We start from the raw sequence: 13,513 nt of genomic DNA on the forward strand, positions 1-13,513 counted from the left end.
AAGATTTTAAAGTAGAAAGGCTTATTCAGAGCTAAAAGCGGCAGCTTGCTGCATTTGGTAATACTTGCCTTTTCTAGCCATGAGGTCCTGATGATTGCCATGCTCCACAATATCGCCATCCACCAAGACAAGAATCAAATCTGCATCCTGAATAGTTGACAAACGGTGAGCAATGATAAAGCTTGTACGCCCCTTCATGAGTTTAGCAAATGCATCCTGAACTAGCACTTCTGTCCGTGTATCGATGGAGGAAGTTGCCTCGTCTAAGATAAGAATCTTAGGGATAGCTAGAAAGACTCGGGCGATGGTCAAGAGTTGGGCTTGACCGACAGAGAGAGATTCTCCCGCATTTTCCAACTTGGTATCATAGCCTTGAGGTAGCTGTTGGATGAAAAAGTCTGCATTGGCTGCTTTTGCAGCAGCAATCACTTGCTCCCGACTGGAATCAGGATTTCCAAAGGCAATATTATCATGAATAGTTCCTTGCTTGAGCCAGGTTTCTTGGAGCACCATGCCAAACTGCTGTCTCAATGACGCTCGGGTATAGTTGTAAATGGAACGACCGTCCAGCAAGATATCTCCTGAGTTAATAGGGTAAAAACGCATGAGGAGATTGATAAGAGTTGATTTTCCAGCACCTGTCGGACCAACAATAGCAACCGTGCTACCAGCTGGAATATCAATAGATAAATCCTTAATCAAAATCTTTTCAGGATGGTAGCCAAAAGAAACCTGTTTAAAGGAAATAGCTCCCTTAACTTGGTCACTAGTCAACTCTTCCTTACCTGTTTCAGCCACCTCAGGACTATCTAAGACTCCATAAACACGTTCTGCACAAGCCAAGGCACTTTGCAACTCAGCTAGCACTGAAGAAATATCATTAAAAGGCTTGGTGTACTGTTGAACATAGTTCAAAAAAGTCACTAAGCGTCCAATGGTCAAGGTAGAGCCTATCATGATACGATAAGCTCCCACTCCAGCTAGAAGGGCATAAATAAGCGCATTGACAAAGCGAGTCGAAGGATTGACCGTTGAAGAATAAAAGATAGCTGACTGTGAATAACCTGCATAGTTGGCATTCGCCTCGTGCAGTCTTTGGATAAAATCTTCTTGAGCATTAAAGGACTGGATAATGGTCTGCTGGTTCAACGATTCTTCAATCAACTGAGTCTGAATTCCCCTAGTCTCTGTTTGCTTTTGGAAGAGATGATAAGATCTCTTGGCAATAAAGCGTGAAATTACCATAGACAGTGGCGTCAACAGCAAGACCAAGAGAGTCATGAGGAGATGAATTTGAAGCATGGCAAGAATACTAACTAAAATCATCAAGACGCCAATGAAAAATTGGTTAAAAATCATGGTCAAGCCAGCTGCCAACTGTTCTATGTCCGTGGTTACACGACTGACCATCTCCCCACTGCCTTGCCGATCGACAAAAGCAATCGATAAACGATGGAGCTTATGGATGATTCGCTCTCGCAAATCTTTAGTATAAGAAAAGATTAGGCGATTATAGAGGAGAGGATTGACCCACTGCACAAGGGTATTTCCTATAACCACCAAGATCATTTGAATGAAAATATGCCAAAAAACTGGTGAAGAATCAACCACTAGGACTTGGTCAATGACCTGCCCAATCAATATAGGTAGGTAGATTGATAAGGCAACCTGGGCAATGGTTCCTAGAAAGGCTAGAAAAAGAAGGAAGGTATGACTTGCTAAATCTTTTGCCAAACGTTTGCTCGTCTGGTTTGCAGTTTGTCGTCTCATACTAGTCCTCCTTACCATGTTGGGATGCATTGATTTCACGATAGACTTGACTGGTCTTCATCAAGTCATCGTGCTTGCCGATAGCTAGGAGCTCACCTTTTTCCAAGAGGAGAATCTGGTCTGCCATCTGAAGCGTCGAAGTCCGTTGAGAAATCAAAATTAAGCTCGTATTTGGCAAATTTTCTCGGATAGCTTTCAAGAGCTTGGACTCGGTAATGGTGTCAAGAGCCGAAGTCGCATCATCTAGGATGAGAAACGGACCCTGCCGCAAGACTGCTCGTGCGATAGACAGCCTTTGTTTTTGACCGCCCGAGAAATTTCGCCCTCCTGCCTCAACTAGAGCATCCAAGAGTCCTTCCTTATCACTGACAAAATCCTTGGCTTGTGCAATTTCCAAGGCCTGCCAAAGCTCTTGGTCAGTTACTTCTTGATGTAAACCTAGAGTCAAGTTGGAACGAATGGTTCCTTTAAAGAGTTCGACTTTTTGGGGCACATAGGCAATCCAAGACCGCCACTGCTTCAAATTAAGAGGACTACATCCATCTCGATAAAGGTCAATGCTCCCCTTGTCTGCTGGATAAAGTCCAAGTAAGACTTGCACCAAGCTTGATTTACCAGAACCCGTCCCTCCGATGATACCAAGGATTTGCCCTTGCTGCATATCAAAGGAAATGTCTCTCAGAGAAGGCTGGGCCGCATCAGGATAGGTAAAGGTCAATTCTTGGACTTGTAAAATCTGATTGCTGGTAACTTGCTTTTTCTCTAATTCTAAATAAATATCTTCTGGAGCCTCAGCAAAAACTTCCTCGATTCGCTTGGCAGAGATATAGGACTGATTGAGAGAATTTATCAGCATAGCTAGCTTGACCAATTCCACCAAAATCTGTAGGAGATAGTTGATAAGGGCAATGAGAGTACCTTGACTGAGCAATCCTCCTTGAATAGAAACATATCCCTTCCAGATAATAATAAGGAGGGTTCCATTGACAATCAGATAGGTCAAAGGGGGTAATAAACTAGACCAGAAACCTGTCTTTTCTTGTAAACTTGCATAGACTTTGTTAAGGGTTTGAAAAATCTGTAACTCTCGTTTTTCTTGTCCAAAAGCACGAATAACCCGCATACCTTGTAATTGCTGGCGCGTTTCTTGAACCAGTTGGTCCGTTTTCTTTCTGAGAACACTGTAGAGAGGATTAATCAGTCTAGAGAGCCCTACAATAACAATGGTCAAAATGACAACCATGACCAAGAACCAGAAAGTCAGCTCAGCTGAGATGCGATAAGCCATAAAAATGGCACCAAAAACGATAATAGGCGCTCGCAAAAAGAGACGCAGGAATTGATTGATACCAGTCTGAATCTGGTAAGTGTCCGAAGTCAAGCGAGTGACCAAGCTAGAAGTGGTCAAACGATCTCTGCTGTCCTTGGGCAAGGAAAGAATATGGCGATAGAGGTCACCTGTCAATTCTTTGGCAAATCCAACCGCAGCCTTAGCTGAGTAGAACTGGGCTATTAAGGCTACTACCACACCAATCACTGCAAAGATAAGGAGCAACCCAATCTGCATCCAGAGATGACCTTGATTTCTTTGGGGCAAGGATTGGTCAACAATCCCAGCAATCACCATGGGAACCAAGAGCTCAAACACAGCTTCAAGTAGCTTGAACAAGGGTGCTAAAATCGATTCTCTGATGTAGGGTTTAAAGTAAGATAGTAAGTGTTTCATAAATCCCTTCTATTCGTTTTCTAGAAATGAAGAAAGTGGGAAGCACCCACCATCTCTGATTTATTTGTTTAAGTAAGGTAGTAGATAGCCATAGCCTGCTTCTTCCATCTCATCCTTGGCCACAAAGCGCAAGGAAGCAGAATTGATACAGTAACGGAGGCCACCAAACTCACGCGGTCCATCTGTGAAAACATGACCCAAGTGAGCATTCCCCGACCGAGAACGAACCTCAATTCGCTCCATTCCATGGCTGAGGTCCTTGTAATAATGAATCAATTCCTTGGAAATCGGACGGCTAAAACTTGGCCAACCACAACCTGAGGCAAACTTATCCTTGGCAAAAAAGAGTGGCTCACCTGTCGTGATGTCTACATAAATTCCCTCTTCAAAGGTTCGGTCATATGCATTGGTAAATGGAGCCTCTGTAGCAGCTTCTTGGGTGACACGGTAGGACTCTTCAGTTAAGCTTTCCTTTAACACTTCTTGACTAGGCTTTTCATAGTTAGAGGCATCAATCAACGGCTTCTCAGCATCGGTCACATCGATATGACAGTAACCTGAAGGATTCTTCTTAAGATAGTCTTGGTGGTAATCTTCAGCTAGAATGTAATGACGTAGTTTCTCCACCTCTACTGCAATCTTTCTCCCAAGCATGCGCTCCTGCTCCCGCACCACTGTGTAGATAACTGGCAAGTCTGCTTCATCCTGATAATAGATCCCAGTTCGATATTGGCGACCACGGTCATTCCCTTGTTGATTGATGGATAAAGGGTCGATGACACGGAAATAATAAAGTAAAATCTCTCTGAGTGACACTGCCTTCTCATCGTAAATCACTTGAACCGTTTCAGCATGGTCTGTTTCCTTAAGTAGCTGATAATTTGTCGTTTCGACTTGTCCATTAGCGTAGCCAACACTGGTTGCTAGCACTCCAGAAATGCGTGAAAAATATTCCTCTAGGCCCCAAAAACAACCACCTGCTAGATAAATTTCTGCCATCTTTATTTCTCCTTTATCAAGTTTTTAACTAATACTCTTCGAAAATCTCTTCAAACCACGTCAGCTTCCATATGCAACCTCAAAACAGTATTTTGAGCAGCCTGCGGCTAGCTTCCTAGTTTGTTCTTTGATTTTCATTGAGTATAAACTTCTTTTCAAAAAAAGGATAGGAAGCCCTCTGGTCAAGAGTTTCCCCATCCTATCATCTATTCTTTATTTTGCTTCGACACGGACACCTTGGATATCAACTTTCAAGTCATGAAGTTTTCCTTTGAAAGGTTGCTTTTCCAATTCTGTCTTAATCGTTGGCATCTTGTCATGAGAAGCCAAAATCATAACTGTCGGCCCAGCACCAGAGAGGTAGGTTGCATAGGCACCATTTTCTTTGGCTACTTGCTTAATCGTCGCAAATTCTCTCACCAAGTCCTGACGATAGCGCTCGTGGAAGAGGTCTCCTTCGATTGCTTGTCCAGCTATCACCATATCTCCTGCCAACAAGGCCGCAACCGCCACATTGGCGATAGAACTAGCTGCAACAGCTTCCTTATAGGACAATTTCTTAGGCAAGACACCACGGCTGTCTCGAGTACGCAATTCATAGTTTGGAATGTAGGCTAGGAAATCACACTCTGGGAAGTCTGCTACGATAGCAGAAACTTGTCCATCAACAGAGCTTGCAATAACGAGATTACCATAAATGGCTGGAGCCACATTGTCAGGATGTCCTTCAATCTTAGTCGCCAACTGCAATTTTTCATGATCAGACAAGTTGAGATTCCCCAGTTGGTTGGCTAGTTCAATCCCAGCAACAATAACCGAGCTAGAAGAACCCAACCCACGCGCCAAGGGAACATCACTGGTCATTTTCAAGCGTCTTGGTTGCAAGTCTGGTACAATTTGCAAAGCAATTTTGAGCAAGAGATTACGCTCGTCATGAGGAATCCATTTACCAATCTGGTGTTCAATCAGCCACTCATCTCGTTCTTCACAGACCTCTATTTGAAGATACTTGGTTACAGCTACACCGACCGAGTCAAAACCTGGCCCGATATTGGCACTGGTTGCGGGTACAATAATCTTCATCTTATTCTCCTAGCACCTTGAAGGTATTCAAGAGGTCGAATTCTGAAACCTTCTTCAATTCAGCTGAGACATTTTCAAGCTGGGCTTTATTAATCTTGTGTGTGATGATAACAACACGCGCCTTGTCACCCTCTTTTCCATCTTGGAGAATTTTCTTGAAGGAAATATCTTGGGCATTAAAGATTTCAGCCAATTTCAAGACCTGACCTTTTGAGTCTGGAGCCAAGATTGAGAAGTAGTAATTTGCTTTGACATCTTCAGGATTGGCCAAGACCAATTCACGACTATATTCATTGAAGTCTTTACCAATTGTTCCATCATTCAAGCGACGAACAATACGGACAATATCTGCTACAACACTTGTTGCAGTTGGTTTTTGACCAGCTCCTGGTCCGTAGTACATAGACTCACCAATACCGATAGATTCTACAAAGACAGCGTTCATTACCCCATTCACACTAGCAAGTGGGTGTGCTTTAGGTAGGAAGGTTGGAGTTACTTCTGCAGCAATTCCTGAAGGAGTTTCCTCGATTGAACCAACCAATTTCACTACATAGCCAAGTTCTTGAGCTACAGCTACGTCTTCTGGTGTGATGTTGCGGATTCCCTTGTGGACTACATCGTCAAATGCAACCTTCATACCAAAGGCAAATTGGCTCAAAATCACCATCTTGTAGGCTGCATCAATCCCATCTACGTCATTTGTTGGGTCACTTTCTGCAAATCCTAGACGTTGCGCTTCGGCAAGAGCATCATCGTAAGACCAGCCTTCTTCGACCATCTTGGTCATCATGAAGTTGGAAGTTCCGTTGACCACGCCAAGGACACGAGTGATTTTGTCAGAAGCCAAGGAATTTGCCAAAGTACGAAGAATTGGAATCCCACCAGCTACTGCTGCTTCATAGTAAAGTGCTACCTTGTTAGCTTTAGCGATTTCTAACAATTCTGCACCATGGACAGCCAAAAGGTCCTTGTTAGCAGTAACAACGTGTTTTCCAGCTTCCAAGGCACGAGTGATAAAGGTTTTAGCAGGTTCGATACGCCCCATCAATTCCACTACGATCGTAATGTCTTGATCTGACAAAATGTCATCCACATTGGTTACAAAGTTAAAGTTATTCCCTGCTGCAAGCAAGCGATTTTTCTCATCTTCATCCTTGACCAACACCTTAGCAACTTCAATCTCTGAATGTGCTGATTGATTAATTTTTTCTCCATTTTCCTTTAGGAGGAAAGGCACACCACTTGCAACGGTACCAAATCCTAGTAAAGCAATTTTAACTGTCATGTTTGTCTCCTCGAAATTTTCTAATATAGCCATTATAACAGAATTTTGTGAAAATTCCTATTATAGTAAATCACTATTTCAGTCTAGAAAAGAAAAAACGAATCTGATGATTCGCTCTTCTTAAAATCTAGAAATAGGTTTCCAGAAATGATTATACAATCTTTTGCAGATTAAGCACTGCATCGTGATTCATCAAGACTTGGCCATACTCTTGCAAAACAGAGCGACTGATGTCACTATCGTCCGCAAACTCGCGCATACGCGCCAAAAGCCAAGCTGGATATGGACTTGGATGATTTTCAATATCCACTAAAATAGTCAAATAATAGCGCTCATTCATCTTGTAGAGTTCAGAAGTTTCCATCTCAAAAGTCACTGTCTTGGCAAAAGCCACCAAGTCAGCCAACTTAGCAAAAGAAAGGATGTAGTAGATGTAAGGCTCTTTCTTGCTTTCAGCTTCTTGTTCAGCCTGCTCCTGCTCTTCTTCCTTGGCTTCAACTTGCTCTAGAGATTGAATGGCTTCAATATCATCCTTGGTTTTATCCGCGATGCTTTTTTCTAAGGTTTTAATAAACTCATCTGGCGACATTTGAGCCAATTCTTCCATATCTGGCAAATTCGATAAATCTTCAAAATCTAGATTTTGGTCAATCTTTGATTTGGTTACAAAGACATCTACCTTATCAGGTTTTGGAGTCACACGGAAGCTCAACATACCTGTATCCAAAAAGCTCTCAGGCATCTCTAATTCATCCAAGATAGCATAAAAGAACTCTTCTGTTTTTTCTTGAGGAACAAGAAAGTCAGCAATCTCCATTCCTCGATCCATCAAATCCTCTAAAGACATCGTGATTTTTAAAGTTGTATCACTAATTTGTTTCATTTTCATTGCTAGTAACCTCATACTTTCAGTTCTATCTATTATACTAGATTTTTACGATTTTATCAAAAGAAGGCTCCTCTGTCGAGATAGATTTTCCCTAGGGTAACTTCTGTAGAAGACTCTAATACTCTTCGAAAATCTCTTCAAACCACGTCAGCTTTATCTGCAACCTCAAAGCGGTGCTTTGAGCAGCCTACGGCTAGCTTCCTAGTTTGCTTTTTGATTTTCATTGAGTATAAAAGAAAATTTCTGCAGACAAATAGAAAAAGCCTTCAAAATCGGCTCTTGCCCAACTTTGAAGACCTAATACATTAGAAAGTTTATAGTTTAAAGGTTGCTACACCGAGGATAGAACGATTTAAGTTTCGAAGAATTTGAAGACTTTGCTCAAATTTCTTATAACGAGTCACTCCGTATTCTTCAACAAGAAGGACGGTATCTCTTTCTAAAAGAGATGGTACATCTTGTAAATCTACAAAATGCATTCCTTTCAAAGCCTCTTGATTTTGTTTTAATTTATCTAGAATAGCTTTATTTGAGCTAACAATAGTCAATTCTTGTCCAGCATTTTTGTATGACAAGACATCTGCTAGGTTGGCAATTGTTGTGATCTCTGTTACAAAATCAATTTGATATTGAGAAAAATCACCTGCTCTATTGATTGTTGGATTAAAGAGATAAACCAATACATTTCCCATCACAACCAAAATCACACAGACTACTCCAATAACAGCTAAACGTAGAATCAAGTTTTTCACATTCAAGCCAAGCGCTGTCTCACCGTTTGCATTCAATTCTTTAGAGTTGATAGTTTCCAATTTTTCAATTTTTACATTTGCATAAGTGTGTTTAAATTTCTCAATCAATCCATCAATTTTTCGCTCCAACAAGTCATTAGCATCTTTACTTGGTGTCAAAATTTTCACACCAACCCCTGCATCGTCAATCATATAGTAGACGGTCAATTTTTTCCACCAATAGTCACTTGTAGAATTTTTCAAGGTTGTCTCTGTCGTATCTAATTCACTGGCAATTTTTTTCAACTCACTAGGCTCTACATCATTGAAAAGATAAGCTCCATTCAAATTCCCATCAATCAATTTCCCGTAGAAATCACTATAACCACCAATTTGATGATTCAAAATCGTTTTGGCTGAATCTTCTGGAGGAGTAATTTTATAGCTAAGATAAGTTGAATAACTTGTTGTGTCTTTGACAGTGTTTTTATTCTTAACTGCTTTAATTGTAAATGGTACAGCAATGAGAGCAAATAAAGCGATGAGAGCTAGAATATTTGCTTTTCGTTTTTTATAAAGATTTGCAAACAAATCAGCTACTGAATAATGTTCAAACATGATTTTTTTCTCCTTTGTTTAGTAGATACTGGTTCTCTTTTGTAAGCATTTTCGCTACGAATAGAATCACAAGAACAATTCCCCAGAATTGCATTGTAAATAAATTGAAGAAACTTTCTGAAAAGCTACTTCTTGGCATAAAGAATAGATTATTCAAGATGAGTAGGGACAAGGCAAATAGAATTGTTCTTGAGCGGTAGGCTACTTGCAACATGGCTATAAATAGCATACCGAGTAAGAGACTAAGTAGAAAGACTCCTATCATACCATAGTCTGTATACAACTCCATAATATAACTACTTCCGATACCATGTCCTTTCAAATATTCCTTATTCAAAACAAGATAGGATAGATTGTGGGCATAACTATTACTATCGATAGCTAGCTCTACACTATTGGTTGTATGCTCAAAGGCTTTTCCTCCGAAAATGGCCCCCAAACTCCCCCTTGCAAAATAATCAAGAACAGGACCAAAAGTAAAATTACGGAAATCTCGGTAAGGGAGGCTACTGTTAAATAGAAAACCTCGAGCCAAAACACCAAAACTGGTTCCTTGTTTATAGATAAAGTCAAGCAGGATATCCCAGAAACCTGTATGGGAAACTTGGACATTATCCCGTACATAATTGAGCACTCCCATCGCTAACATGAGAATAGGAGAACCTACAAAAATCGCTAACTTCTCTTTAAACCCAATCCATTTTCCCTTTTCTGTTTGCTCCCGCATAAAGTAATAAACGAAAGCAAATAAAATACTTAAAATAAAGGGATTGCGTGTCCCGATTGCTAAATGAATAGTATTAGCTGCAATAAAGGAGACAAGCACTACTGTTGCCTGCCATTTCTTTGGCTTGGTTGCCAAATACATACACATTGCATAGACCGTAAATGTTGATAAGATATAGGTAAAATAAGGCAGTTTACTTTCAAAGTTTGCATAGTAGGCATAGTAGGAAGTCTGCAAGCGATACAGGAGCCGTTCAAATAAGCGAATGAAATAGAAAGGATAGGTTAGAAGAAAAACTCCTAGCGATACAAAGCGCAACCGCTTGATGTAAACCTCTTTTAGAGAACTTTCTATCTTCGATACTTGTATTTTCTTTCTAGCTATAAAATAGCGAGCTAGGAGCCCCCCTGTGGTCAATCCCAATATCGAAACCATGACAACTATAAAGGCAAAACGATAGGCTATGGGATGATAGGTATCCAAAGCGCCATCTCTAAAATAATCAATGGTCGGCCTTGATACCAGAAATACAAAAATAGTTAAAAAGAAAATAAAATGGATTAAGTAATACTTGATATCATTCCAACAAGCAATTAAGCTACTAACCAGTAAGAACAATAAAGTAGAAAGCAAGCTAACATTGTTATTATTAAACAGATATACAATTCCACTTACTAGCGTCAAGGCATAACTGACTATGGTCAAACTAAATAATAATCGTTTTCCATCAATCACTTGCTCACCCCCGTTCTAATGTAATTTTTTAGATTTTTCAATATTTTTTAGTAATAAGAATCGGTATAAGGAAATATTTATGAATAGAGCCAAAGCACTAATTCTTCTACCCTTACGAAAAATTGGATTCCTAGCAATAGTAAAGGCATGGCCTTTTAAAAAACGATGAATCTGAGAATAGGCTTCAAATTGTTTATACTGATCATCTAGTAACATCTTATCCAGAATAAAGAAGTGGGCATAGGCCAATCTGAAAAAAGCAACCTCTTTCAAGTCAGGATAGTTTTTCACAACTTCATTGTAAAACTTTTGGTAGATATCAATATAGGCTAAATCCTTCTCTGCATAGGGTTTAGTCGTAATACTATCCCCTCTATGGAAATAGTAATAATAGGGTTTGGTATTAACAACGTACTTCTTAGCCAACTTGATTAAATCAAAATGATAATAAGCATCTTCATAAATCAATCCCTTTGGAAAGGATAGGGCAGTTGCAATCTCTCTCTTGATTAGCTTATTACAAATCGTTCCAGGTATTTTTTCACCTATAAGGTATTCCTTTAGAAATGTTTGAGAATCACAGACAAAATACTCATCCTGATTGGCTGACTGTGGACTTTCATCATTAGCATAGACATTCATGACACCACAGCTCGAGACATCCGCATCTTCTTGAATTAATTGCTCATATAAGCTCTGAATCATTTCTGGATGGATATAATCATCTGAATCAATAAAAATCAGATAATCTCCGTGAGCCTGTTTCATTCCATCGTTTCGTGCTTGCGACAAACCTTCATTCTTTTTATGAAGCACTGACACCCTATCATCTTGTTCAGCGATTGAATCACACAAGCGACCACTTTCATCCGTTGCTCCATCATCAACAAGAATGATTTCCAGATTCTGATAGGTCTGCTTCTGAATGGAAGCTATCGATTTTTCTAGGTACTGCGCCACATTATAGACTGGCACAATGACACTGATTAATGCAGTTTCCATGCTACTCCTCTAATAGTTTTTCTACTTGTTCGATTTGTTTGGCAATTGTAAATTGCTGAATGAATTGGTTAGCCTCATTGACATCGAAGTTTGAGGCAGAGGTCATGTAGTCAATAATTGCCTGAGCCGCCTCTTGATTGCTCTCAATGATTTGTCCAAATCGTCCTTCTTGAGATAATTCCTCAGCTCCTCCGACATCCGTAGAGACAAAAGGAATTCCCAGACTCAAGGCTTCCACATACACTCCAGGAAAACCTTCTTGTTTAGACATAGACAAGAGAACTTTCATCTGAGACAAATACTGATAAGGATTTTTTTGATAACCAAGGAAATGTACATAGTCTTCAAGCTCATATTCTTTGACGCGTTTTTTCAGTTCCTCTTCCATATCCCCAGCCCCGATAAAATAGAGATGATAGTTTTTTCCCTCTCGGTGTAATAATCGTATCACTTCCACCACACGGTCAGAACCCTTATTTTCCTCAATCCGTCCAATGGTACAGATACTTTGAGGAGCAATCTCGATATCGATCTTCTCTTGAGATTTTTCTAGAATAGTCTTAAAATCATAACCATTGTAGACCGTCTGTAATTTCGAAGCATAGTCTGGATAGACTTCCTTGATAGAATGACTGGTCTTTTTTGAAATTCCTACAATGGTATCCGCAGCATCCAACTGGCGTCTATGTGATTCTCTTTTGGAGCTATCCTTAAGAAATTCTTCAATACTTCCATGAATCCAAGAGATTTTCTTGACTTCTTTTCTTTTAGAGAACAAAAGTGGAGGATTCATAATGGTAAAGGAAACTTCAACATCATAGTCATCTTTCACCAGTAAGCGACGGGTCAGTCTTGGAAAATAAATTCTCATTCTCCACAAAAGAGCTCGTAACCATCTGGCTTGGCGGTAATCCTGAAGAGATTTTAAAATGCATACATGTTTAGGAACAGATTCGTATCCCTTGTCAAAGTGCTCCATTTCAAGAATATCAATATCATACTTTTCTGGATCTAGATTTGAAACAATGGTAGATAGAATCTTCTCTGCTCCACCCCCGAGAGAAAAAGACCACATAAAAAATAATATTTTTTTCTTAGCCACCATATTCTCCCTTGTATTCTGTATAAGACTTATCCATATCAGCGATGACAGCATCATGATGTGGTAGCTGCTTATCTACTGGTGGCGGCGTCATATAATCCCCAAAAGCAGTGCTGAGATAAGCATCATAGCCGACTGGAACGGGCATCTCTGTCTCTTCAAATGGCAAGAAAAGATTATCTTCAAAAGATTCGATTAGGTACTTGTTTCTCATGTAACCAGGACCCGAGCATAATTCCGTGATTCCATCGCTCTCATCTAGACTGTACTTGGTCATTTCTTTTTCAGCTTTTTTCCAAATGCGATAACGAAGAGATTTTGGAGTCAAACCGAGTAAAATGCAACTTCCCCATTTCATAAGTGCGCCATGTTTTTCTGGAATAGTTTGGGCACAAAAGAGTGAATAAATCAGTGCCCAGCGAATCTGCTTCTTTCGCTCAGCTGAATTTTTCGGATAATAATCCAAAGGCAACACATCCAAGGCCAAACCATGTGGTAAATTCAAATCCTGCTGGTAAGGTTTGATACAGGTGGTTTCCTTGTCACGAATGGTAATAAAAAGATTACGATCGACAAAATCCTTGTTACTCTTTGACAAGAAATAACGCTCATCTGCATAACGAGGCCATATTTCTGCTAATTTCTCATAATCCTTACGAGGCATAAAAAAGTCTAGGTCGTCATCCCAAGGAATAAAACCCTTGTTTCGAAGGGCACCAATAGCACCTCCTCCACAGAGATAACAAAGTAAATCATGTTCCTTGCAAAAAGCAACAAAATATTCAGCCATCTCCAGACTACGAGCCTGAATTGCTTTTAAATCAGTCATATTGTTCATTATTC

Annotated in this window: 11 protein-coding genes; all 11 read right to left on the reverse strand. The window is 40.1% G+C overall.

Annotated elements, in window-relative coordinates; translation table 11 throughout:
• Window positions 1-21: 21 nt before the first annotated feature.
• Window positions 22-1,770, reverse strand: coding sequence for an ABC transporter ATP-binding protein (locus RN80_RS07865; RefSeq protein ID WP_060628559.1), 1,749 nt, complete (start codon window positions 1,768-1,770; stop codon window positions 22-24).
• Window position 1,771: 1 nt separating this feature from the next.
• Window positions 1,772-3,496, reverse strand: a complete 1,725-nt coding sequence (locus RN80_RS07870; protein ID WP_060628560.1) for an ABC transporter ATP-binding protein — start codon at window positions 3,494-3,496, stop codon at window positions 1,772-1,774.
• A gap of 60 nt (window positions 3,497-3,556) precedes the next feature.
• A complete protein-coding gene (gene msrB / locus RN80_RS07875) occupies window positions 3,557-4,495 on the reverse strand; it encodes a peptide-methionine (R)-S-oxide reductase MsrB (RefSeq protein ID WP_060628561.1) in 939 nt (312 codons plus the stop codon).
• 213 nt (window positions 4,496-4,708) lie between these two features.
• On the reverse strand, window positions 4,709-5,578 hold the full coding sequence (gene thrB, locus RN80_RS07880; RefSeq protein ID WP_060628562.1) for a homoserine kinase: 870 nt from the start codon (window positions 5,576-5,578) through the stop codon (window positions 4,709-4,711).
• 1 nt (window position 5,579) lies between these two features.
• Window positions 5,580-6,866: a homoserine dehydrogenase gene (locus RN80_RS07885; protein ID WP_060628563.1), complete on the reverse strand. Its 1,287-nt coding sequence runs from the start codon at window positions 6,864-6,866 to the stop codon at window positions 5,580-5,582.
• Between the two features lie 151 nt (window positions 6,867-7,017).
• Window positions 7,018-7,755 (reverse strand): adaptor protein MecA, encoded by a 738-nt coding sequence (gene mecA, locus RN80_RS07890; protein ID WP_060628564.1) that lies wholly within the window; start codon window positions 7,753-7,755, stop codon window positions 7,018-7,020.
• 314 nt (window positions 7,756-8,069) lie between these two features.
• Window positions 8,070-9,104: a teichoic acid biosynthesis protein TarQ gene (gene tarQ, locus RN80_RS07895; protein ID WP_060628565.1), complete on the reverse strand. Its 1,035-nt coding sequence runs from the start codon at window positions 9,102-9,104 to the stop codon at window positions 8,070-8,072.
• Window positions 9,097-10,566 (reverse strand): O-antigen polysaccharide polymerase Wzy family protein, encoded by a 1,470-nt coding sequence (locus RN80_RS07900; RefSeq protein WP_060628566.1) that lies wholly within the window; start codon window positions 10,564-10,566, stop codon window positions 9,097-9,099. Before RN80_RS07900 ends, tarQ begins: the two co-directional genes overlap by 8 nt.
• A 15-nt stretch (window positions 10,567-10,581) precedes the next feature.
• Entirely contained in the window at window positions 10,582-11,568 is a 987-nt protein-coding gene (locus RN80_RS07905; protein WP_060628567.1) for a glycosyltransferase family 2 protein, read from the reverse strand.
• 1 nt (window position 11,569) lies between these two features.
• Window positions 11,570-12,673 (reverse strand): glycosyltransferase, encoded by a 1,104-nt coding sequence (locus tag RN80_RS07910; RefSeq protein WP_080998530.1) that lies wholly within the window; start codon window positions 12,671-12,673, stop codon window positions 11,570-11,572.
• The gene (locus RN80_RS07915) at window positions 12,663-13,508 is read right to left on the reverse strand and encodes a LicD family protein (protein ID WP_080983305.1); all 846 of its coding nucleotides are present in this window, start codon (window positions 13,506-13,508) and stop codon (window positions 12,663-12,665) included. The genes RN80_RS07910 and RN80_RS07915 overlap by 11 nt, the downstream gene beginning before the upstream one ends.
• Between the last annotated feature and the right edge of the window lie 5 nt (window positions 13,509-13,513).

It is taken from the genome of Streptococcus mitis (assembly GCF_001281025.1).
Taxonomy (GTDB): domain Bacteria; phylum Bacillota; class Bacilli; order Lactobacillales; family Streptococcaceae; genus Streptococcus; species Streptococcus mitis_AK.